This is a genomic window from Polaribacter sp. 11A2H (assembly GCF_011379025.1).
Taxonomy (GTDB): domain Bacteria; phylum Bacteroidota; class Bacteroidia; order Flavobacteriales; family Flavobacteriaceae; genus Polaribacter.
Window position 1 is genome coordinate 1 of the sequence record NZ_WTLD01000019.1, and the last position, 25,718, is coordinate 25,718.

At 31.2% G+C, this 25,718-nt stretch carries 17 protein-coding genes; 3 read left to right on the plus strand and 14 right to left on the minus strand.

The features are described from left to right. Positions 1–133 precede the first annotated feature (133 nt). The 3 genes from GQS58_RS16065 to GQS58_RS16075 all read right to left on the minus strand — a co-directional run bounded on the left by GQS58_RS16065 (position 134) and on the right by GQS58_RS16075 (position 2,833). Positions 134–439, minus strand: a complete 306-nt coding sequence (locus GQS58_RS16065) for a GIY-YIG nuclease family protein (protein ID WP_166387776.1) — start codon at positions 437–439, stop codon at positions 134–136. Between the two features lie 543 nt (positions 440–982). Beyond that, positions 983–2,035, minus strand: a complete 1,053-nt coding sequence (locus tag GQS58_RS16070) for a nucleoid-associated protein (RefSeq protein ID WP_166387778.1) — start codon at positions 2,033–2,035, stop codon at positions 983–985. A 198-nt stretch (positions 2,036–2,233) separates the two neighbouring features. Continuing rightward, on the minus strand, positions 2,234–2,833 hold the full coding sequence (locus GQS58_RS16075; protein WP_166387780.1) for a ribonuclease HII: 600 nt from the start codon (positions 2,831–2,833) through the stop codon (positions 2,234–2,236). A 173-nt stretch (positions 2,834–3,006) separates the two neighbouring features. Between GQS58_RS16075 and GQS58_RS16080 the strand changes: the two genes are divergently transcribed. Together GQS58_RS16080 and GQS58_RS16085 are read left to right on the plus strand one after the other, a co-directional pair. Further along, positions 3,007–4,977, plus strand: a complete 1,971-nt coding sequence (locus GQS58_RS16080) for a putative porin (RefSeq protein WP_166387782.1) — start codon at positions 3,007–3,009, stop codon at positions 4,975–4,977. Between the two features lie 321 nt (positions 4,978–5,298). Next, positions 5,299–5,553 carry a hypothetical protein gene (locus GQS58_RS16085; RefSeq protein WP_166387784.1) on the plus strand — a complete coding sequence of 85 codons (255 nt, stop codon included), beginning with the start codon at positions 5,299–5,301 and terminating at the stop codon, positions 5,551–5,553. Here GQS58_RS16085 and GQS58_RS16090 read toward each other — a convergent pair. From GQS58_RS16090 to GQS58_RS16130, 9 genes are all read right to left on the minus strand, one after another. Next, entirely contained in the window at positions 5,510–5,971 is a 462-nt protein-coding gene (locus GQS58_RS16090) for a GNAT family N-acetyltransferase (RefSeq protein ID WP_205860455.1), read from the minus strand. The two genes, GQS58_RS16085 and GQS58_RS16090, sit on opposite strands and share 44 nt — an antisense overlap. Further along, the gene (gene nhaC / locus GQS58_RS16095) at positions 5,958–7,442 is read right to left on the minus strand and encodes a Na+/H+ antiporter NhaC (protein ID WP_166387786.1); all 1,485 of its coding nucleotides are present in this window, start codon (positions 7,440–7,442) and stop codon (positions 5,958–5,960) included. Before nhaC ends, GQS58_RS16090 begins: the two co-directional genes overlap by 14 nt. A gap of 638 nt (positions 7,443–8,080) precedes the next feature. Then, positions 8,081–8,722, minus strand: a complete 642-nt coding sequence (locus GQS58_RS16100; RefSeq protein ID WP_166387788.1) for a YceI family protein — start codon at positions 8,720–8,722, stop codon at positions 8,081–8,083. Positions 8,723–8,844: 122 nt separating this feature from the next. Then, the gene (dtd, locus tag GQS58_RS16105) at positions 8,845–9,297 is read right to left on the minus strand and encodes a D-aminoacyl-tRNA deacylase (RefSeq protein ID WP_166387790.1); all 453 of its coding nucleotides are present in this window, start codon (positions 9,295–9,297) and stop codon (positions 8,845–8,847) included. Positions 9,298–9,303: 6 nt separating this feature from the next. Then, positions 9,304–10,272 (minus strand): ribosome small subunit-dependent GTPase A, encoded by a 969-nt coding sequence (gene rsgA, locus GQS58_RS16110; RefSeq protein WP_166387793.1) that lies wholly within the window; start codon positions 10,270–10,272, stop codon positions 9,304–9,306. A gap of 721 nt (positions 10,273–10,993) precedes the next feature. After that, positions 10,994–12,076: a bifunctional 3-deoxy-7-phosphoheptulonate synthase/chorismate mutase type II gene (locus GQS58_RS16115; RefSeq protein ID WP_166387795.1), complete on the minus strand. Its 1,083-nt coding sequence runs from the start codon at positions 12,074–12,076 to the stop codon at positions 10,994–10,996. Positions 12,077–12,097: 21 nt separating this feature from the next. Next, complete coding sequence (locus tag GQS58_RS16120; protein ID WP_166387797.1) at positions 12,098–12,949, minus strand: prephenate dehydrogenase; 852 nt, start codon at positions 12,947–12,949, stop codon at positions 12,098–12,100. A gap of 79 nt (positions 12,950–13,028) precedes the next feature. Next, a complete protein-coding gene (locus GQS58_RS16125) occupies positions 13,029–14,171 on the minus strand; it encodes a pyridoxal phosphate-dependent aminotransferase (RefSeq protein ID WP_166387799.1) in 1,143 nt (380 codons plus the stop codon). A gap of 7 nt (positions 14,172–14,178) precedes the next feature. After that, positions 14,179–15,003 carry a prephenate dehydratase gene (locus tag GQS58_RS16130; protein ID WP_166387801.1) on the minus strand — a complete coding sequence of 275 codons (825 nt, stop codon included), beginning with the start codon at positions 15,001–15,003 and terminating at the stop codon, positions 14,179–14,181. Positions 15,004–15,907: 904 nt separating this feature from the next. Between GQS58_RS16130 and GQS58_RS16135 the strand changes: the two genes are divergently transcribed. Further along, positions 15,908–24,409 carry a T9SS type A sorting domain-containing protein gene (locus GQS58_RS16135; protein WP_166387803.1) on the plus strand — a complete coding sequence of 2,834 codons (8,502 nt, stop codon included), beginning with the start codon at positions 15,908–15,910 and terminating at the stop codon, positions 24,407–24,409. 697 nt (positions 24,410–25,106) lie between these two features. Here GQS58_RS16135 and GQS58_RS17420 read toward each other — a convergent pair. Beyond that, positions 25,107–25,472: a LysR family transcriptional regulator gene (locus GQS58_RS17420; protein ID WP_166387814.1), complete on the minus strand. Its 366-nt coding sequence runs from the start codon at positions 25,470–25,472 to the stop codon at positions 25,107–25,109. Positions 25,473–25,534: 62 nt separating this feature from the next. Beyond that, on the minus strand, positions 25,535–25,702 hold the full coding sequence (locus GQS58_RS16145) for a hypothetical protein (RefSeq protein ID WP_166387806.1): 168 nt from the start codon (positions 25,700–25,702) through the stop codon (positions 25,535–25,537). Positions 25,703–25,718: the final 16 nt, after the last annotated feature.

Consider the following 25,718-nt stretch of genomic DNA (forward strand, 5'->3'; position numbering starts at 1 on the left):
TTAAAATTAATAAAAAAATCTCAGGTTAATTAATTAACCTGAGATTTTAAAACTTACACACTTTATGAGACAGTGCCGATACTGAAATAAATTCAGCATGACAAAATTTGTAATTAACATTAAAATTCATAACCTATAAATCTAAAGACGCCCATAAATTATTCCAACTAGGATTACCCTCTTCTATTAAATTTATTTTCCATTGACGCCGCCAATTTTTTAACTGTTTTTCTCTAGCAATTGCATCCTCAACATATTGAAATTCTTCATAATAAACTAACATTTTCAGGTTGTACTTTGCTGTAAATTTACTTCCTTTCCCCGTAATATGTCGCTCCATTCTATCATCAATACCTCCTGTTACACCAATGTATAAAGTTCCTCGTTCTTTATTGGTGAGAATATATACCCAATAGTTGTGGTAAGTACGTGGGGCCATTATTTATAAACTTTAATTTTAGAAACTAAAGTTAATAAAAAAATGTGAGATTTTCTTAACTGAAAAGATGCTGAAACGAATTCTGTATGAAAAAATATAAAATGATGCCCTGTCACCCTGAATTTATTTCAGGGTCTAAAGGCTATTGGGTGTTGAGATGCTGAAATAAATTCAGCATGACAAAGGTTAAATGGCACATATCACTCTGAATTTATTTTAAAGTCTTAAATCATGTCGTGAGATGCTGAAACGAATTCTGTATGAAAAAATATAAAGGGATGCCTGTCACCCTGAATTTATTTCAGGGTCTAAAGGCTATTGGGTATTGAGATGCTGAAATAAATTCAGCATGACAAAGGTTAAATGGCACATATCACTCTGAATTTATTTTAGAGTCTTAAATCATGTTGTGAGATGCTGAAACGAATTCTGTATGAAAAAATATAAAGAGATGCCCTGTCACCCTGAATTTATTTCAGGGTCTAAAGGCTATTGGGTGTTGAGATGCTAAATAAATTCAGCATGACAAAGGATTCATTATTATTACTTCTCTTCGTTAAAATACACTTTATAGTATTTCATTTTCTTTTCTTCATCATACCCTCTTTCTAAATATTCTGATGCTGCTTCTGGCGCATCTACATCTAGTTTTATATTGATGTTGGTATCTAACTTAATTTCTGTTTTAAGCTTGTTTTTCTCTTTCTTTAAAACAACTCCAGAAACATCAAAATTATTTCTGATTAACACATCATTTAACTTTTCGAAGTGGTTTTTATACTCGTCAAACTTTTCTTTGTGTTTCTCATCTTCAAAGACTTCATCTTTAAAAGTAGCGTAATCTACAGCTTCATTTTCTTTAAAATAATCTACTGTACTTGCTAAGAAATTACCTTTTTCATGCATTCCTAATTCTGGCTGAATAACCTCTTCAGAAAACTCTTTACACATTTCTAAATAGTTCTGTGTATGCGAATTATAATCGTCTGCTAGTTTTACAGATAAGAAATTCTTAACCCAATATTGTGCATCGTAATTGTTATTATCTACAGACAATACAACGGTACCTTCTTCGTCAGATGTATTTAACACTAAACATCCTTTATCTATTCTTTTTGTAGAAATTCCTTTTTGAACAACGATATCAAAACTCTCGTTATCGTCTAAATACGTTTGAAAGAAATCTACTTTATTTTCAATTTTAAAAACGCCAATTGCTTCTGTTAAGACATCTTTATACTCGATACCTTCTATATAAACAACCAATACATCTCCGGTTTTTATTTGTGCCGAATTAGATTGCTCAAATAAATGATTTACAATACTTTTAGAGTATTCTACAAAGCTTTCTTCGTCTGTAAAAATTTCTGAAGCAAATTTATTTACTTCATTTAAACGTACATCCTCATGCTTTGTAAAACGATAACTCTGCGTTAAATTTCCGAATGGTTTTAGTAAAAACCCTTTCATTAAATCGTAACTTTCTTGATCGAAACGAATTAAGTCTTCAGAAAAAACGTTTTGTCCGCTATTAAATTTATTGGCTACTTTATGTAAGATACATTTGGTAATTTCTGCTTTGGTTTTTCTTATCATTACTTAAAATTTTGGAGCGTAAAAATAGTTGAAGTTTTTAAATAAAAAGGAAATAATTGTATGAGATTTTCTAAAAGCTGACAAACAAGTCTAGCCCTGATTGAAATGGCATCCTTTTTTCTTTTTCAGAAAAAAGATATAACCTTTCGACTTCGCTCAAGATAAATTCCATGCAGGAAATAGCTTCTAAAAAACAACTTACAACTTTAATTTTATTTGTTCTGGCAGCAATTTAAACGTTTTTCTATGATATTTTGTTGCACCAAATTCACGAATCCCATTTCTGTGCTCTTTTGTAGGATAGCCTTTATTTTTAGCCCAATTATACATAGGAAATTCTTTATGAATCTTTGCCATATACTCGTCTCTATATGTTTTTGCTAGAACGGAAGCTGCAGCAATACTTAGATATTTTGCATCCCCTTTTACAATGGCTTGGTGCGGAATATCGTTGTAGTCTCTAAATTTATTACCGTCTACAATAATAAATTCTGGTTCAATTTTAAGTTTTTCTATAGAACGATGCATGCCAGTTATAGAGGCTTGCAAAACATTTATTTTATCTACTTCTTCTTGCCAAACAAAAGAAACGCCAAAGGCAATGGCATTTTTTTCTATAAACGGACGTAATTCTTCTCGCTTTTTTTCTGATAATTGCTTAGAATCATTCAAAAAAGGATGTGTAAAATCTTTAGGTAAAATAACAGCTGCTGCCACAACTGGACCACTTAAACAGCCTCTACCGGCTTCATCTGTACCTGCTTCTAAAGAAAACCCACTATAATTTGATGCTAACATTTTACAAAGAAAAGAAAACTTTTGCTTTTAACTTCTTGTTTATACAGGAATGACGCTTTTTTAAGAAAACTTGAAATAAAATAAAAAATATAGTTTAATTAACAGATTTCATAATAATTATTAACGATTATTTTCGTTAAATTATTTTACATTTGCCGTTGCAGAAACAATCTATGAATAAATCGTTATTTTTCTTATCAATACTTGTTCTCCTTATAACAAACACGCTATATGCTCAAGCAGATTTTCAATTGAGAAATGGTGGAAATAGTTTAGGAAGAAATCCTAAATCTCAAAATGATTCTATTAGAAATTCTGGTGAAATTTCTGTAACTTTATCTGGAAAGACAAAATATACAGACTATAAAATATTTTCTCACCAAAGAGATACTACTTATATAGACACTACCCTATCGATACAAAAGGATTATAAATTCAATTATTTAAGAACTGATAATTTTGAGTTATTGGCTTTTCATAATCAAGGACAAACTTTTACTAATTTAGGATATGATTTTAGCAATCTAAAATTAATGCCAGATATTGGTTTTACTGCTAAACAGTTTAGTTATTTAGATGTTGATGAAATAAAATATTACGAAGTACCAACACCAACTACAGAAATAACGTACAGAACTGGTTTGCAACAGGGGCAAATTTTAGATGCTATTTTTACTGCTAATTTTTCTCCAAGACTTAATGTTTCACTTTCGTATAAAGGTATTCGTTCTTTGGGAGCTTATAGAAGGTCTTTGGCTAGCCATGGAAATTTTAGAGGTGCTTTTCATTATAGAACAGAAGATAATCAATATGAAATTCGTGGACATATAACGTCTCAAGATTTCTTTAATGAAGAAAGTGGTGGTTTGCCTCAAGTTGAAATTGATAAGTTTGAAAGCAATGCTTCAGACTATAGAACTCGATCTTATTTAGATGTAAATTTAAACGATGCAGAAAATGATTTTGAAGGTAGAAGAGTATACTTAGACCATAGTTATAAGTTATTAGCTAATAAAGACACTATTAATAAAACAGATTTTAGCAACTTAAAAGTCGGACATATTTTTACTACAGAAACTAAAGAATATAGTTTTACACAACCTACAATAACAACAAGCTTTTTTGGAGAATCTAATAGTTCTGGCGCAAGTAATAACCAAGCTAAAAGTACCATTACAAATAATGAAATGAACTTAGAGTTTAACTCTAAATATGTTCTTGGTAAATTTAAAGCCAAAGTAAATATTACCAATTATTCTTATGGTTATGACTCTATTTTAAATTCTAATAGTACCATTTCTAAAATTAAATTAGAAGGAAATGCTATTTCTGTGGGTGCAGATTGGAATGCAAAAATTAATAACTTTTATTTAAATGCTACAGGTAATCTGTCTCCAGGAAGCGGTAGATTGTCTGGGAGTTTTTTACAAGGAGAAGCATTGTTTAAAAAAGACAGTCTTTTTGCAGTAAAAGGAAGTTTGTTAATTAGTTCTAAGTCACCAAATTTTAATACCTTATTACATCAAAGTAAATATGATAATTACAACTGGTACAATGATTTTAGTTCTGTAAATACAAGAGATTTAGGATTTGACTTAAGTTCTAAATGGCTAAATGCTTCTCTAAATTTTACCAATATAGACAACTATACGTATTTTGATAAAAACAACAAACCTCAACAATTTGATAGCCAAGTTACCTATTTAAAGGTAAAAGCAAGTAAAGAGTTTAGAATTAAAAAGTTTGCTTTAGACAATACCATAATGTACCAAAACGTAAGTAGCGGAAGTTCTGTTTTTAGGGTTCCAGAACTGGTTACTAGAAACACATTATATTACCAAGATTATTGGTTTAAAGGAAAACCAATGCTGGTAAATATTGGCGCAACTTTTAATTATTTTTCTAAGTATAAAATGAATGCTTATAATCCGTTATTAGCAGAGTTTACCATACAAAACGAACAAGAAATAGGTTTTCCTTCTGTAGATGTTTTCTTTAATGCACAAGTGCGAAGAACGCGTTTGTTTTTAAAAATAGAGAATGTAACTTCTAGCTTTACAGAAAAAAATTATTACTCTGCACCTAACTATCCTTATAGAGATTTTGTAATTCGTTTTGGTTTGGTTTGGAACTGGTTTATATAGTTCCTATTCTAAATACTTACCGAAAGAAAAAATTTTAGCTCGTTTGTCTAAAAATTAATTTTATTATGATCTTGATTCTTTCATTTCTTTTAATTTTAATAGCAACAAGCCTTATTAGTTTACTGCTATTATTCAAATGGAAACATTTAGCAACTTTTATTTTACTAAATATATCAATAATCATTATTTATATTACCTTGATGTATTTTATAAATGACAATTATAATTTTGGCTTCTACTTTAGAATTCTAACCTATTTCACCCTTCAATCATCTATCATTTTTATATTTTCAATTTACAAAAATCTTAAATTAAGGATAAATGAAAAAACAGCTAAAAGATAACTGGAAACTCTTTTTAATTGCAAGTTTAACATTAGGGCTTACACCTTTTAATCCGCCCCATATTTTAGGGAAAATTCAATGGATTTTAGGTGGAAATGCTTTTTCTGGAGAACATGCCATGCAAGCTAAAGATTGGTTTGATGTTTTGCTACACGGAATTCCGTGGTTGTTTTTAATCATTTCTATTGTTATAAATCTTTTTGCATTAAAGACAAAAAACGACCTAAAATAGCACTACCTATTTGCTCTTTCACTAAAAAATCTTGCGATTTATAAAAAGGAATTGCGTTTGGGTCTGCTACTAATTCTATTGTTTTTACTTTAGAAATTGTTGCCTTGTTTAAAGCATGGGCTAATAACTTTTTCCCGATTCCTTTGCCTATAAAAAGAGGTAAAACAAATAACATCTCTAATTTAACTAGGTTTTCTTTTGCAGTGTTTAAGACATAGAAACCAACAACAACTTTATCAACCATACATTTATACACTTGGCAAGTTTGTATGGTTTTAGAGGTTACGGTTAAGTCTGCACGCCAACTTTCTATCAACTCACTAGAATATCCCCAAAAAGCTTTCGATTTTAAGGCTATTTCTGTAAGAGTTTTCGCATCGGAAATAGTTGCAGCAACTATTGTATTATTTTTTAACAAGTTGCTTAATTTTAATATTAAAAGCGGCAAAGATTAAAGTCATAAAAGGACTTAACCAGTTAAAGATTGCAAAGAAAAAATATTCTGACACAGAGACACCTAAAACTCCAGATTGATAAGCGCCACAAGTATTCCAAGGAATTAAAACAGACGTTACCGTACCAGAATCTTCTAAAGTTCTGCTTAAATTTTCTGGTGCTAAACCTTTGTCTTCATAAGCTTTTTTAAACATTTTACCAGGAACTACAATTGCTAAATATTGGTCTGAAGCTGTTATATTTAAAACTAAACAACTTGCAACAGTACTTGCAAATAAACCAAAAACAGAACTAGCTAAAGTTAATAAAGCTTTACTAATTCTAGCTAATGCACCAATTGCATCCATAACTCCACCAAAAACCATTGCACAAATAATTAACCAAATTGTACCTAACATACCATTCATTCCGCCAGCCGTAAATAAATCATTTAATTCTTTACTAGACGTTTCTACAGCAGAATCTACCGTTATTGCGTTCATAACTCCTTTATAAGCCGAATTAAAAGTTAAAGAATCTGCACCAGCAACGTTCATTACTATATCTGGCTGTGCAATTATAGCAACAATACCTGCTAATAAAGTACCCGCTAATAATGCTATTAAAGGTTCTGTTTTTTTTACAATTAGAACAATTACAGTAATAGGAACTATAAACAACCAAGGAGAAATATTAAAAGCGCCATCTATAGCCGCTAATTTATCTGAAATATCTGGCGTACCTGTAGTTTCTATAGAAAAACCAATAATTACAAAAATTAATAATGTTATTATAATTGTTGGTATTGTGGTTATCGACATATATTTTATATGCGTAAATAAATCTCCTCCTGCCATTGTTGGTGCAAGATTTGTTGTGTCTGATAACGGAGACATTTTATCACCAAAATAAGCCCCAGATAAAACCGCACCTGCCGTCATACCTGCAGAAATGCCTAAAGTATTACCAATACCTACTAAAGCAATACCTACTGTTGCAGAAGTTGTCCAAGAACTACCTGTTGCTACAGAAATAATTGCACAAATAACTACAGAGGCAGCTAAAAATATTGTTGGATTTAAAATTTGTAGTCCATAATAAATCATAGAAGGAATAATACCACTTATTAACCAAGTTCCTGCGAGAGCTCCAACCATTAATAAAATTAATATAGCGCCAGAAGTAGATTTTAAGTTTTCTGAAACTTCTTCTATCATTTGTTTATAAGAAACCTTATTCTTAAAACCAACAAGTGCAGCAACTGCTGCCCCCATTATTAAAAGAAATTGATTACTACCACTTAAAGCATCGTCTCCATATACAAAAAATACGTTGTAAAATAACATACCAACTAAGGCAAAAACAGGAAGTAAAGCTTCCCAAATATTAAGTTCTTTATTTTCAATAATTTTTTCGTCTTCTATTTTTGTTGGTATAATATTCTTGCTCTCCATATAGTAAAAATTTTGTTTTGTAATGTTACGATATTAGAAGAAACTACGCAAATTGAATCCTTGTCTGCAACCTTTTTTAGCAAAAAAGAAAAATAAACAACTTTAATTATTTTTTATGGATATTAATACGGCTAAATTTCTTTTTATATTTTATAACATAAAAAACTCTTCTTTTTTTGAGTGATAGTAGTTCTTAAATTTTCATGTATTCGTAATATTTTTTAATTTAATTACCAAAAGCATCATAAATAGTAGCGGAAAGTTCTGTTTTTTTAATGTCATTATCATAATGAGCAGAACTGTTAACATAACTGTTTCCTATTTTATTAAAACAGTAATTACTTCTCTTCTAAACACTGTCATTTTATCTACCTCTTCAATAATAATTTCTATACAGTGTCTCTAATAACTGTATTTTTAGCTTCTTTTAAAGCATTGGACTAGGGATTAATAAGGAAGCGTAATTTTCTTTTTGACTAAAGGTAGTAGTTATTGAAAACAGGGAAATACATAGACAAAACGAAATAAACTTTTTCATACAATCATAGGAATAGCAACCCTAAGTTAAAAAAAATAAAAAAAAAGAGGCTAAAAACATACGTTTTTAGCCTCTAAAATTGAATTTGAATTAATCTAATTTACGCTTTCGTTTTTACAACAAAAGAGAAAGTCATAATATCATCAATAAATTTATCTTTTAATCCTTCAAAGAATTTTTTAGATCCATATTTTACATTAAAATCTGCTCTATCTACATTAAAAGTTTCACTTGTAAATATGGTAACTCCATTCTCGGTAGAGATTGTTGCTGGTATTGTAATACTTTTTGTTACATCTTTAATTTGTAAATTTCCAGTAACAGCTAATTTTCCTTCAAGCTCTTCTACTTTAGTAATTACAAAACTAGAGGTTGGATATGTAGCTACATCAAAAAAGTCTTCATTACTTAAATGTCCTACTAATTTTGCATTTCCTTCATTATCCACAGGTATATCTAAACATACAATTGTAGACATATCAATTACAAACTCACCATTTGTAAGTTTACCATTTTCAACTAATAATCCTCCACTTTTTAAAGCTACTGTTCCATTATGCGCTCCACCTGGTTTTGTTCCTGCCCAATTTAAAACAGATACAGCAGTATCAACATTATTTAATTCAGCAACATTAACCTCTACTTTTACAGCTTCTTTAACTTCTACTTTTTCCTTCTTTTCTCCTTTACATGCAGTTAAAACTGATGCTACTAATACTAATGATAAAACTATTTTTTTCATTTTTAATTTGATTTAGATTGATTTTTATTTTATTTCCCATGGCAAATATACGTGATTTATTTTCCGTGGAAAGTATTATTTTAATTTTTAAATAAAATTAACATTTAACGGTTTTATAAAAGTTACTCTTTATTTTTAGAATCAATAATAATTGTAACCGGACCATCATTTACCAAAGCTACTTTCATATCTGCACCAAACTTACCTGTTTGTACTTTATTATCGATTTCTGCAGCTAATGTTTCTACAAAATTCTCATACAAAGGAATTGCAATTTCTGGTCTTGCTGCTTTAATATAACTGGGTCTATTTCCTTTTTTGGTGGACGCCTGTAATGTAAACTGACTTACAACAATTACTTCGCCATTAATATCTACGAGTGATTTATTCATCACTTCATTTTCATCATTAAAAACCCGAAGATTTGCTATTTTTCTAACCAAGAAATCAATGTCATCCTGAGTGTCTTCTGCAACAATACCTAATAATACTAAAAGTCCGGTTTTTATTTCTGCAACTTTAGCACCATCTATTGTTACACTGGCTTCTAATACTCTTTGAATTACTATTTTCATAATGTTTTACTCCTCATTATCTTCTTCATTCCAAACATCAGTTCTAAAATGTTCTTTCTCTTCATCTCCACTTAAAATTTGAAGGTAACTTTTATAACGAGACCAAGAAACACGCTCTTCTTCTAATGCTTCTTTTACAGCACATTGTGGTTCTTTTGTATGAATACAATTATTGAATTTACAGTCTTGTTTTAAAGCAAAAAACTCAGGAAAATAATCTCCTAATTCATATTTATCAATATCAACAACACCAAAACCTTTAATACCTGGTGTGTCTATTATTCTTGCATCGAAACCTAAATCGAACATTTCTGCAAAAGTAGTAGTGTGTTTACCTTGATTATGTTGGTCTGAAGTTTCTTTTGTTTTTAAGTTTAGGGTTGGTTCTATTGCATTTACTAAAGTAGATTTACCAACACCAGAATGCCCAACAAACATAGATGTTTTGCCAGTCATTAGTTCTTTAATGGTATCTATGTTTATGTTTTGCGTTGCAGAAACTTCTACACAACGATACCCAATTGCTTCGTAAATATCTTTTAAATACAGAATCTCTGCTCTTTCTTCTAGTTGATAAGAATCTATCTTGTTAAAAACTAATATAGTATCTATTCTATAAGCTCTAGTTGCTACTAAAAAACGATCTATAAAAGTGGCAAATGTAGGCGGATTATTAATGGTTATCAATAAGAAAACTTGGTCTATATTAGACGCAATAATATGTATTTGCTTAGATAGGTTTACAGATTTTCTGACAATATAATTATCTCTGTCTAAAATCTTTTTGATAACACCTGTTTCTTCATCATTCTTTTTTTCTAAATCGAACACAACTTTATCACCAACCGCAATTGGGTTGGTACTTTTGATGTCTTTAATTCTGAATTTCCCTTTGATTCTACATTTGTAAAACTCTCCGTTATCAGCTTTTACTTGATACCAACTTCCTGTAGATTTATATACGATTCCTTTCATTAATACAAAGATGCTGAATTAATATTGATTTATGAAAAATTGGATTGAAATTGCCACGAATTCACTAGTTTTTGTCTTTTCTAACAATTACTATGGTTTAATTTGTGTTAAAAAGACCTGTCTGGTCAACAATATCGCTCGCGCTCGTTTATAACGTGTATAACATTAGTTTCGGTACTCGTTGCAAACGAGCACTAACTGGGAAATCTCATAAGACTTTGTTTGTAATGTGGGAATAACTGTTATGGGATTTCTCCTAGCGTAGAAGTGACAAGTTCGTGTTTTCACCCCCAGTTTGTCATTTCGAACAGAGAGAGAAATCACATAAGGCTTCTGCTGCTTTGCGGAATCACTGCTATAGGTTTTCTATTCGCTTCGAAATGAAACGTTTGTAGATATTAATTTTATACAACTTTAGTTAAGGCACTTATCTACACTTAAAAACTAACAATTGTTGTAATTTATTGCATATTAAAAAAAAAACTCACAGGTTTTAAAAACCTGTGAGGCCTGAATAGCTTACTGCTAGTTTTAAAGAAACATACTTTTTAGGTTCTCACTAAGCGTTAAGGATTGAGCAATTATTTGAGCTCTTTTTTGTTTTTTTAACAAAAAAAGCGAGTGCGAAAGCCTGACCAAGCTTTTTTGCTTGGTAACGCCCAAAAAAAATACCTTCAAATTATAAAACTTGAAGGTATTTAAATAAATATATGCTTAAAAATTATCCGTTGATAATTTTTTCTTGATGTACGATAGATTCTTGGTGAATTGCTTTAAACATTTTTAAAACAAATTCTTCACTTAAACCTTTACTACTACCTTCTAAAACCATGTTTCCTAAAATCTCGTTCCAACGACGTGATTGTAAAACGGCTACGTTTTGATCTTTCTTTAATTGACCAATTTTATCGGCAACTTGCATTCTTTTACCTAATAAATCTATTAATTGATCGTCTACCACGTTAATTTGAGCTCTTAAGTTCTCTAAAGGCTCTCTGTAACTTACAGCAGTTTCAGTTTCTTTCTTCACTTTTAAGTCTACCATTATTTGCTTTAAAGCAGCAGGAGTAACTTGTTGTGCAGCATCTGACCAAGCATTTTCTGGGTCAAAGTGAGTTTCTATCATTAAACCATCAAAGTTTAAATCTAATGCAGTTTGGCAAACATCAAAAATCATGTCTCTCTTACCTGTAATATGAGATGGATCGTTGATTAATGGTAAGTCTGGAAATTTATTCTGAAACTCAATAGCTAATTGCCATTCTGGAGTATTTCTATATTTAGATTTTTCGTATGTTGAAAATCCTCTATGGATTGCTCCTAAGTTTTTGATTCCTGCAGTATATAATCTTTCGATACCACCTAACCATAAAGCTAAATCTGGATTTACTGGATTTTTTACCAATACAATTTTATCTGTACCTGCCAAAGCATCTGCAATTTCTTGCATAATAAAAGGCGATACTGTAGAACGTGCACCAATCCATAATAAATCTACATCATGCTCTAAAGCTAACTTTACATGGGCTGCATTTGCAACTTCTGTACAGGTTTTCATACCTGTTTCTTCTTTTACTTTCTTTAACCAGTGTAAACCAATCTCACCAACACCTTCAAACATTCCTGGTCTTGTTCTTGGTTTCCATATTCCTGCTCTAAAATAGCTTACATCAGAATCTTTTAGTTCGTGTGCAATTTTTAAAACCTGTTCTTCGGTTTCTGCACTACAAGGCCCTGCTATTACTAGTGGATGATTTAATTTCATATCGTCCAACCATGTTCTTAATTCTTTAGTATTCTCCATTTTTCTGCTTGTTTTGGCTTATTATTTTATGCCGTTTAAAATTTGTTTTATGTGATTTGTATTCTCCATTTCGTTAAAAATCTCAGAGAAATCATCTTTTTGCATCAACTCTTTAAACTGTTGTAAATTGTTAATGTATGCTTCTAACGTTTCTATTACGTTTTCTTTATTTTGTTTAAAAATTGGTGTCCACATTGCTGGACTACTTTTTGCCAAACGAACTGTGGAGGCAAATCCTGAACCTGCCATATCAAAAATATCGCGTTCATTTTTAGCTTTATCAATAACCGTTTTACCTAACATAAATGAACTTATGTGAGACAAGTGCGAAACATACGCAATATGCTTGTCATGAGAAACGGGGTCCATGTAACGAATACGCATTCCAATATCCATAAAAAGCTTTAATGCTTTTTCTTGAAGCTTAAAAGTTGTCTTTTCTACTTCGCAGATAATATTGGTTTTCCCAACATACAAGCCGGATATAGCTGCTGTTGGTCCAGAATTTTCTGTTCCTGCAATTGGATGACATGCTAAAAAATTTCTTCTTTTTGGATGATGTTCAACTACTTTACAAATTGCTTCTTTTGTAGATCCGGCATCAATTACCAAACCATCATCAGATATTTTATCTAAAATAGTAGGTAATAATTTTACGGTTGCATCTACCGGAATAGATACAATTACCAAGTCTGCATTTTCGATATCGTCTAAAGTTGCTTTCTTGTCTATTAGGTTTAATTCTAAAGCCTTATTTAAGGTTTCATCTTTTCTACTAATTCCGTGAATTACAACATCTGGATTGTTTTTTTTAATGTCGATAGCAAAACTACCGCCAATTAATCCAATACCAATCATGTATATATTTTTCATTTTTTCTTTTTTCAATAGATTTTAACCACGATTAATGGGTTGAAACCACGTTCAATGGGTTGAAACCCATTGCTATTCATTAAAACCTGCTAATTGCTTCTTTTATAATATCTGTTGTTACACATAATGAAAAACGGATGTATCCTTCTCCTTGAGAACCAAAAATGGTTCCTGGTGTAATAAAAATATCGTTATCATATAAAACTCCATCTGTAACTTCTTCAGATTTTTTTCCTTCTGGTATTTTTGCCCAAACAAATAACCCTGTAGAGTTTTTATCATAAACAGCATCCAATTTATCTGCCAATTGCCAAATTAAATTTCTACGTTCTTCGTATATTTTATTTTGTGCTAAAAACCAATCATCTGATAATTGTAATGCTTCTATGGCTCCTTTTTGAATTCCGTAAAACATACCAGAATCCATATTAGATTTTACTTTTAATATTTCGTTGATGAATGTTGCGTTTCCTAAAACCATACCAACGCGCCAACCTGCCATATTAAAAGTCTTACTTAAAGAATTTAATTCTAAAGCAATGTCTTTTGCGCCTTCTACTTGTAAAATACTAATAGGCTTATCGTTTAAAATAAAGCTATACGGATTGTCATTTATAATTAAAATATGATGTTTTTTACCAAAAGCCACTAGTTTTTCAAACGTTTCTAACGTTGCATTTGTTCCTGTTGGCATGTGCGGATAATTGACCCACATAATTTTTACATCACTCAAATCTTGTGCTTCTAATGCTGTAAAATCTGGTTGCCAATTAGTTTTATCACTTAAATTATAAAACAAAGGCTCTGCTCCTACTAACTTCGTAACAGATGTATATGTTGGATACCCAGGATTAGGAATTAATACTTTATCGCCTTCGTTTAAAAAAGCCATAGAAATATGCATAATTCCTTCTTTACTGCCCATTAATGGTAAAATCTCATTTTCTGGATTAGAATCTACAGAAAATTTGTTTTTATAAAAAGTAGCTATTGCATTTCTTAATTCTGGTAAGCCCTGATAAGATTGATATTTATGCGCACTTGCATCACTTAAACTACCCTGAATTGCTTCTAAAACTTCTGTTGGTGGTTGCAAATCTGGAGACCCAATTCCCATATTGATAATTGGTTTTCCGGCTGCAACTAAACCTCTAACTTCTCTTAACTTTTTAGAGAAATAGTATTCTTGCACTGTATCTAATCTTTTAGCTGGTTGTATCATAACTATACTATTTTCTACCGTTTTTATAAACTCCTAAAATTTTGAATTCTTCTGCCATTATTTCTATAATCGCTTTTGCTTTTTCGTACTCACTATATTCTTCAAAAGTAACATCTACAAAAAATGAATATTTCCACGGAGTTTCTATCACTGGTAAAGACTGTATTTTGGTTAAGTTCATTTTACAATCACTCAACACATTTAAAATTGCAGCCAAACTTCCTCTTTTATGATTCAACTGAAATTTTAAAGAAGCTTTATTTACTTCTTTATTAACTTCTGGTTTAGCAGTTTGTACAATTACAAAACGTGTAGAATTATCTTTTATGGTTTGAAGTTTATCTTCAAGGATTTCTAAACTAAATATTTCTGCTGCAATTTTAGGTGCAATTGCTGCAATACCAACTAAGTTTTCTTTCGAAATTCTTTTTGCAACCTCAGCAGTATCAACATCTTCCACTAGTTTTATATGTGGATATTTTTTAAAAAACTCCTTACATTGTAACAATGCCATTGGATGAGACCAAACTTCTTTAATATCTGCTATTTTCTGACCTTTTAGAGCCATTAAGTGATGATGAATATTTAAATATTCTTCATCTATTATGTGTAAATTATTATTATCAATTAAAGCATAATTAGGAATTATAGAACCCGCAATGGTATTCTCTAAAGCCATAATACCCAAATCTGCGGTATTGTCTATTAAACTAGCTACCAACTCATCAAAAGACATACATTCTTTTAATTGTATAGTGGTTCCATAAAAGTTGCGTGCAACTTTATGATGATTTGAGCCTTCTGCTCCCTGTATGGCAATAATTTTATTCATCTATTACAAATAATGTCAAAAAAAAAGCCTCGAATGAAATTCGAGACTTTATATGATATGAATGTTACTTAAAAACATGATACAAAGTCTCCTCTCTTACTAAAAAAGTAAAAGTAAAAATAGAAACGAGTAAAATAGTTATTTAACATTTGTATTCTCTTTGTTTATACTGACAAATCTAAAGATAAAATTGAAACAAACAAACTAAATAGCATTTTTTATAAAAAAAATGATAAATTATTAAAAATCAGATAAAAAATAAAGCTATAATTATGAATTCCCTTAACTAAAAAGAGATTAAAAACAGAATTCTAAATGTAAAACTGTTCTTCTTTTATCTTTTTTCTACCGAAGCATCTGTTTATAACAGCGATAATTCTTAATTACCTCATTTACAAGTTCTCTAAAACAATTCTTTATTATTATTTATTATTTTTTCAGATAGACTTTTAAACCCAAAAAAGTAACTTATTATTTATGCGTTTTATAAACTACGTATCGTAACAAAAACACTCACAAATTATATATGTATGTATTAATTTAACTATTTTAGGTAAGGATTTTTTATATCATTTTTTTCAGCAACCACACCATTATATACTAAAAAACAGCATTCTATGTGTTTTGTATTTAAGAAATGCTACCACAATAGCAAAAGCACAATTAGATATTTTATAATTGCTACAAATCATTAAATTAATTTAACCGAGTATAAACAAACATAGAAAAACCCTCAAATTTACTCCGTAAAAATCAATAAATAATTCTTACATTATATTTGTACATTTGCTAACTTAATACTAATTTTGCCAACTTAACTGCGCCCCTAAGCAGATTATGTCGTATTCCCCCTACGTATTTTACAATTTTAACAATTCCCCCAGAGAACAATAAAACAAAAACCATGAAAAAAAATACTTTTCAGGTATGTGAATTTGGGGAAATTCAACACCTATTTAACAACAGCTTAAAAAGCTTAACAATACTTACCGTATTGTTATTTGCCACTTCCTTTTCTATTAGTGCGCAAGGACCCGACACCAATGATAATATTAATTTTTACAAGAAGTTTTCTGGAGCCAATCTTACCTACAAACAAATTGGTAATAGTGAGGTTTCATACGAAACAACGGGAACAACTTACACTTGTATAAAAAATAATGGAAGAGCTACTAGTGCTAATTTATCTATACCTGCAGATGCAGTAATACAAGCAGTATACGTACAATGGTTTGCTCTTGTAAAACATGGTAGAACTGGTTTAACATCCTATAACCCTTTATCTACAACTATTCCTATTAAATTTCCTAACGGAATCACAAAAACCATAACACGAGATAAAAGTTATAAGGAAACTGTACCGTTTAATACCTTAAGTCCTCAATACGAAGGTTATTTAGCAGATATTACTGCAGAAGTATTAGCACAACCCAACCCTTCTGGAACGTATACTGCAGATGTTATCTCAACATCTACAAATAGTAATGTATTGTATAACTTTAATGCTGCTTGTGCATTTTCTCAAGAAAACGTAAGAGCATGGCAAATGCTTGTAGTATATAAATCTAGAACAGCTGAACCAGGTATCAATCAAGTATATGTATATGATGGTTTAAAAGGTTTTGTATATGGAGATATTACTGTTCCTGTAACAGGTTACAAAGTATATTCTGGTGATGTAGCAGGTAGTATATCTGTAGCTTCTTTACAAGGAGATGCAGCTATAGACGGAGAAAGTATTAAAGTTTCAGACAATGCCTTTGCAGACTTCCCTATAGATTTTGCAAATTCAGGAGGGGTTTCAGACCCAGCTCCAGGTAATAATGCTTATACAGGTAGCCCTTATGGAGCTTGGGATATAGATGTTGTAAACAGTAATTTTACAGCAGGTTCAACCAACTTAAATCTATACGCAGGGTCATGGCAAGATCTTATTATGTTAGATTTAATTGTATTAAAAATACCAACAGGAGGTTTAGTTGTAACTAAAAAAACTACCACACCTAAAGTTAATATCGGTGAAAATGGTACTTACCAAATAACTTTAACAAATGCTACCAATGTAGATTTAAAAGGCGTAACAGCTAAAGATATTCTACCAGCAGGTTTTACCTATGCATCTGGCGCTAATATTATATTAAAAGATGCTATACAAACTTCTACAACAAAACCACAAGTTGGAGATACTACGCTTAATTGGGGGAAATTTAATATTGATGGTAAAGGAAGTGTTACTATTATTTTTGATGTAAATGTACCTATGAACCAACCTTTGGCAGTATACCAAAATAGTGCAACAGCTACTGTTACAACCCCAAATGATACCGTAATTACAAATTATGAATTTGGTGATTCTAATGATGAAGACATCACTGTAGGTAACCGTTGTGACGCAAAATCTTCTGGTAACTTAGATACAGACGGAGATGGTATTAGCGATATTTGTGATTTAGATGATGACAACGATGGTATTTTAGATGTTGATGAAGATATTTGTGATATCTATGGTACTCCTTTACTTAATGAAGATTTTGGTGTAGGTAATGCTACAACTAGTACTCGTTTATCTGGAGGGGCAACTACAGATTATAGATATTTAGAATTAAAAAACCCACGTAGTAATGATATCAGTCGTGATCTACAAGATGATCTTTACGCAGTATTTAATAACATCCCTAACTCCTCAAGTTGGGCAGATAGACAATGGCAAACTTTAGGAGACCATACAGGTGGTAGCTTAACACCAACAGCAGATAACATGTTAATGGTAAATGCAGGTACAACACCAGATGTCATTTATCAAAAAACAATAAAAGGTGTTACCGCAGGTGCTCTTTTAGACGTATCTTTTTGGGTATTAAATTTAGATGTTGACAATAACGTTAATGATAATCCTCTTAGAGTTTTACCAAACATACAAATAGAACTTTGGCAAAATGGAAAACTTTTAGGTCCTTCTGTAAATACAGGGAACATTGTTAGAGAAAAAGCAGGCAGTAAAGATGCATGGAAATATTACGGTACAAATGCTCCTTTAACTACATTAAATAACAGCGACATTACTGTTGTAATCAGAAACAATACAAAAGCAATATTTGGAAACGATTTAGCTATTGATGACATTATAGTAAGACAATTATGTAATACAGATTCAGATGGAGATGGTATTCCTAATCGTTTAGATTTAGATTCAGATAATGATGGTATTCCAGATGTTATAGAATCTGGTGGTAAAGATGATAATCGTGATGGAATGGCAGATGGAGTTGCTGGTACTACAGCATCAACTAACGGAATTCCACAAAGTGCAGGTACAGGTAATACACCAACATCAACAGACGGAGATGGTATCCCAGATTATTTGGACATAGATGCAGATAACGATGGTATTCCAGATAATATAGAAGTACAAACTACAGCTGGCTATATTGCACCAAGTGGTATTGGTACAGGAATTAGAGACACTAATAAAAACGGTATAGATGACGTTTACGAAGTAGGTGGTAAAGTTTTTATACCTGTAGATACCGATGGTGACAAAATACCCGATTATTTAGATGCAGATTCAGACAATGATGGTATTCTTGATATTGCAGAAAATGGAGACCTTCAAAATATTCTTACAAAAAAAGACACAGATGGTGACGGTTTAGATGATGCTTTCGATGATAATACAGACAACCCTACTATTGGTTTCACCGTAAATGATGGTTTAAGTCCAGATAAAAAAGTAACCAGCTTGTTAACTTTAAAAAAATCTTTTGGTGATGAAGATAAAGACTTCGACCCAAATAACCCAAGTACAGGTAATCTAGATTATAGAGATATTAAGGATAATGATAATGATGGTATTCCAGACAGCATCGATTTAGATGATGACAATGATGGTATACCAGATACTATTGAAAATGGAGGAAACTTAGCCGAAGGCGATGAAGATGGAGATGGTATCCCTAACTATTTAGACAACCATGATGATGGTAATGCTGGAGATGGAAGTACTACAAACTACGCAGATTCTAACAATGACGGCATACCAGATGTATATGATAACGACGGAGATGGTATTCCTAATCATTTCGATTTAGATTCAGATAATGATGGTATTCCAGATATCGTAGAAGCTGGTGGTATTGACACAGATGGTAACGGAAAAGTAGACGATCTTAATACTGATGGTACACTTAAAAACGATATAGATAAAGATGGTTTAGATGATCGTTACGATGCTAATGTTACAGGTGGAAACGCAATTACAAATCCAGATACAGACGGAGATGGTATTCCAGATACACAAGATTTAGACTCAGACAACGATGGTATCCCAGATATCGTAGAAGCAGGTGGTACAGACATTAATGGAGATGGTAAAGTAGACAACCTTAATGCTGATGGTACGCTAAAAAATGATGTAGATAATGATGGTTTTGATGATCTTGTAGATGGTGATGTTGGTCAACTTGGTACACCAAATAACAAAGACAATGCATTAGTTGTTACAGGAAGTGACACGAACAATGATGGTAAACCAGATTCTTATACAACAGGAGATGCAGATGGAGACGGTATACCAAACCACATAGACTTAGATTCAGATAACGATGGTATTACAGATATTACAGAAGCTGGTGGTATTGATGCCAATGGAGATGGAAAAATAGACAATATAAATACAGACGGTTCTCTTAAAAATGATGCTGACGAAGATGGTTTTGACGATGCTGTAGACGGAAGCGTTAATGGAAGTAACAACCCAAATAAAGCTTTAATAGTTACCGGAGCAGATACAGATAATGATGGTAAACCAAATTCTTATCCTAATGGAGATACAGACAAAGATGGTGTATTAGATTTTCTAGATTTAGACTCAGACAACGATGGTGTTGCAGATATTGTAGAAGCGGGTGGTATTGATACTGACGGAAACGGAAAAGTAGACGATATTAACAGTAACGGTACACTTAAAAACGATAAAGATAATGATGGTTTAGATGATCGTTATGATTCTCAAGTAACCGGTGCAACGAACGGAAATAACATTACAAACCCAGATACAGATGGTGATGGTATTCCAGATGCAAAAGATTTAGATTCAGACAATGATGGTGTTCCAGATGTTGTAGAAGCAGGTGGTACAGATGCTAATGGAGATGGTATTGCAGATAATTTCTTAGATACTGATGGTGATGGTTTTAATGATTATGTAGATGGTGATGTTAACGGAACTATCAACAAAAACAAAGCTTTAATACTTACAGGAAGTACAGACGCTAACAATGATGGTAAACCAGACGCTTACATAACTGGTGATACAGATAACGATGGTATCCCTAATTATTTAGATTTAGATTCAGACAATGATGGTATTCCAGATTTAGTAGAAGCTGGCGGAGTAGATGAAGACGGAAATGGTTTAGTAGATACTATTAATGCTGATGGTACGCTAAAAAATGACATTGATAACGATGGTTTTGATGATGCTGTAGATGGTAATGTTAATGGAACTAATAATAGTGCAAAAGCATTAATAGTTACCGGAGCAGATACAAACAACAATGGTAAACCTAATAGCTACCCTAATGGAGATACAGACCAAGATGGTATATTAGACATGTTAGACTTAGATGCAGATAATGATGGTATTCCAGATTTAATAGAAGCTGGCGGAGTAGATGAAGACGGAAATGGTTTAGTAGACAACATCAACAGTAATGGTACATTAATTAACGATACTGATAACGATGGTTTTGATGATGCTGTAGACGGAAAAGTTGGTACGATCAATAATAGCAACAATGCCTTAGTAGTTACTGGAGCAGATAATAATAACGATGGTAAACCAGACTCTTATATTACAGGAGATTCTGATAAGGATGGTATCCCTAATCATTTAGACCTAGATTCAGACAACGATGGTATTCCAGATGTTATAGAAGCTGGTGGTAAAGATACCAACAGAGATGGTAAACAAGATACTACAGTAGATAGTGATAATGATGGTTTTGACGATGCTGTAGATGGTTCTATAAGTGCTGCAAACCCTTTAATAATTACCGGACCAGATACAGATGCTACAAATACAACAATAGATGGTAAACCAAACTCTTATGTAAAAGGAGATGCCGATGCAGATGGTAAACCAAACTTTATAGACATTGATGCCGATGACGATGGTATTCCTGATAATATTGAAGGACAATCTACAAGTGGTTATAAAAAACCTTCTGGAGTTGGAAACAACATTGCAGACAGTAATAATAATGGTGTAGATGATACTTATGAAACTATTGGTGGCTATACAGGTTTTGGCATTATTCCAGAAAATACGGATGGAACTGACACTCCAGATTACTTAGATGCAGATTCAGATAATGACGGTGTACTTGATATTGCCGAAAACGGAGATTTACAAAATGCGCTTGCAAAGGATGCAAGTGGTAAATTATTAGATACAGATGGTGATGGTTTAAATGATGCTTTTGATGATAATTTAGACATTATAAATAACGGATTTACAGTAAATGATGGAGGAACAGCACCTAACAACATAGTAACAACATTAGCTATTTTAGAAAACGCTTTTGGAGATACAGATGGTAATTTCGATCCAAACAACCCAACTACTGGCAACCTAGATTATAGAGATATACCAGAAGCTTCAGACGTTATGATTACGCAAATTTATCAGTTTGGAGAAGAAAGATGGATTGAAATAACAAATATCGGTTCAGAAGATATTCCTGCTAATACAATTAAAGTTCAATTGTATCAAAATAAAACAATAGCTCAGGTTGATGCACTAGCAATAGCAACACCAACTGAAGAAGTTGTGGTAGATTCTGAGTTAAAAGTAGGTAAATCTATCTTGTTTAAAAACAAAACAACATCAGACATAACAAATTTAGGTGATGCAACAATCATAAAAAACAGCGCATTAACTGCAATTGTTGGAGCAAATGATATTATAACACTTTCATCTGCAACAGGAAATTTTGCATGGGCTAATAGATATGATATCGTTTCTAATATTACAGACAATACTTCATTTGTTAGAATAGATGAAGTAACGGCACCTAATAAAGATTATGTTTCTAGTGAATGGGTTGTATTTATAGATGATGCCATAAACACATACCTATCTGGTTATGGAGCAGGTAATGGAAACACGAAGAGACATCCTGAAGATCCATTAATCTCAGAAATAACAAGTTCTAATAAACAAGCAAATACATTGTTAGGTTTACATAGAATTAAAGAAACTACAACAAATGCAGGTGGTACTTGGGATAATGGTTTTCCAGACAGATCTCGTTATGTGATAGTTGATGAGTTTTATAACCATGAAAACAATAGATTAAGTGCAAGAAAATTAAAGGTTGTTAAGGATAACGAATTGAGAGTAACAGATCAATTATTAGTCGTTACAAATGATATCGAGTTAAACGGAGAAATTCGATTATCTGGTTCTTCTGCTCAATTGATACAAACACACACAGATGGTAGTGAAGTTTCTGGTGATGGACAATTATTTGTAGATCAAAACTCAGAAGTGCCTAGTTTATATCGTTATAACTACATGAGTTCACCAGTTACAACTTTAAATACAGACACCTATTCTTTAGAATCTGTTCTTAGAGACGGTACAACAGCAAATACACCTAAAGAAATTACATTTGCTAGTGGATATGATGGTTCATTTACTGGATCTGGTATTTCCTTAGCAGATTACTGGGTATATACCTATGCTCCTGCTAGTAACGGAAGAGCAAATTGGTTACATAAATATAAAAAAGGACTTATAGATAGAGGTGATGGTTATACTTTTAAAGGACCTGGAAGAAAACAAAACTACACATTTGTAGGTACCCCTAATGATGGTGAGTTTAAGACTAAGCAGATAACTGCTGGACAATCTTATTTAATAGGAAACCCCTTCCCTTCTGCTTTAAATGCTAGAAAATTTTTAGATGATAACAACGCTTTAATATCAACTATTTATTTTTGGCAACATGTTGCAGAAACGGAAGCTTCAGGAACTGCAGGTCATAACTTTGGAGGTTATATTGGTGGTTATGCTGCTCAGAACGTAAGTATGGCAACTAAAGTAAAAACGGGAGAGACAGGACCTGTAAACTACACGCTTCTAGCTGAAGATGTAACTGAAACTACCGGTTTTTTAGAATCTATTATAAATCTATTAGGATCTGTAGTTAATTTAAACAGTAGAGATTATATCAAATTCTCTAACATTCCTAGAGGAGTAGAAACTTTAAAAATAAACTACGCATCACTATTAACTAAGAAGTTTAATATAAAAATTGATAATGTAGATAAAGGCGATTTTACTTTTCCTTCTACCGGTCTATTTTATAAAGATATAACCATAAATTTATGTATACCAGCAGGTAGTGATATTACTATAACTGCAACAAGTGACTTAGGTACGCTTGCTATAAACAAATTAATCTTTCAAGATGATGATGGCCTTATATCTTGTGTTGCTAACTCTGGTGGTAGTGAATATGATGATTTATACAAAGATCCAGAACCTTATGTTGCAATAGGACAGGGATTCTTTGTAGAAGGTATTGGTAACGGACAAATTAAATTTAACAATAGTCAAAGAGAATATAAAACAGAAGGAGATGGTACCTCTATATTCTTAAAAAGCAATCAGAAAAAAACTGTAAAATCATCTAATAATGAGCTACCTATATTAAAATTAGGAATGAGTTATTCTAATGATCAAGGAAGTAATTTACATCGTCAGATAGGGATTTCTTTTAATCAAGCAAATTCTTTTGGTTATGAAAAAGGATATGACTCAGAAATGTTTGATGTTAATACTACAGATTTCTATTGGAAGTTTCCAAATGATGCAAATAGCTATGTAATTTCTGGAGTACAAGAAATTTCTAGCGCATTAGAAGTACCATTAGAAGTTATTGTAAATGAAAACAGTATTATTACAATTGGTATTGATGAAATAAACAACATCAATCAAGATGTTTACATCAAAGACAAATTAACAGGTAAAACACAGAAAATAAATGATGTTAGTGCAACGTATCAATTAAAAACAGGTATCTACACAGACAGATTTGTTTTAGCTTTTAATGCAGCAGAAGGGACTTTATTAGGTGTTGAAGAAGATATACTTACTGGTAAAACGAGTATTTATGCAGACAATGATAATAACAACATTGTAATCTCTAAAAACCAAGAAGTAAATATTAATAATGTTGATTTATTTGACATACTTGGTAAAAAAGTAACTACTTGGAGTATTAAGGAACAAAAAAGTACTTACCAATTAGACATCAAAAAACAAATAACAGCAGGTGTTTATATTGTAAAAATGAATACCAATAAAGGCACTATAAGTAAGAAAGTAGTTATTGAATAACAAATACTCTACACCTCTATTTTAAAAATAGAGGTGTAGTTTTATAAAACTATATAGGAAAAGTTTTAAAGCTAAATATAATTATCAATAGCACTTTCTTATAAAGTGTGTAAATTTTAAAATCTCCGGTTAATTAATTAACCGGAGATTTTTTTTGTTTAAGTTTCACATACTTATAAAACCATAAGATTTTTAAAAGCAATTTAAAACGAATTAGAACTCACTATTTATTTTAGAACATACTAAAATCAGCCATATAAAAAACACTTAAAAGATAGTTAGATATTCATTTAGATTATGATAAGAATTAAAAATATACATCAATAAATTTTCTATACAGGTAAGCTAAGAAGAAATTAAAAACAACTTTAGTAGATACAGAAATAAACGCTTTAAGAGGTCGTGAAAAATCTATTAACACAATGTGTTATTAAAAAAGAGAAAGTACTACAGAGGCTATAGAAAATATTAATTTTAATGACTTCTATACCGTTTACTATTATAAAGTATTGTATTTTTTAATGTGATATTTTTTTTAGAGGTTCTACTATAATATCTTCAATACCAAAACCTATAACTCTTGCCTCATAAACAGAATTTCTAGTAAGGCTTCTTAACTAATAATTCCCTTTTTAAAAGTGTGATTTTTAGTGCTTGTAACTAAACCAATTTCAACTTTTATAAATTTACTAAATAGTCATTTTCGGTTGGTGTTTTCTCTTCTAAGATTCCGAAATTTCGAATTTAGAAATTCTATTTTAAATTTGGAATTTACTTTAGCTATAAGACAATTTACAAAAGTAGTTCTCATTAAAAAGTTTATTAAATCAGATTTTTTAAAAAATAAAGTAGCATTATAGTCTTCTTCTAAATTTCTAATAGATTTATAAATTGCTTGCTGTTCTGTGAATAATTGTTCAGCAATTTTAATAAAACTTAAATAATTTGCAATTGTTAAAAAATATGAGAAGTTTTGTTTTATTAACAGCTTAGGTATAAATAGGGTTGTTAATAAAATGAATCTATTATTTTTAGGATAGCTTAAAAGTACATGTAAACTTATTTTAAGGCTGTATTATAATAAAAAACTCGATACTATTTCTAGTATCGAGTTTTAAGAATGGATTAAAATCCTACTCCAGGATTTTCTGGAAGCGCAGATGAGGCTTGTGCTTTTTGCGGACTTAAAATCATGTAAGTACCTAAAGCGGTTAACGCGGCATACTTGCCATATTTCCCTATCTTTTCTAAAGCTTCTTTTCTATCTATTTTATTTTCACTTTTAATATTCATGTTTTCTGTATTAAGA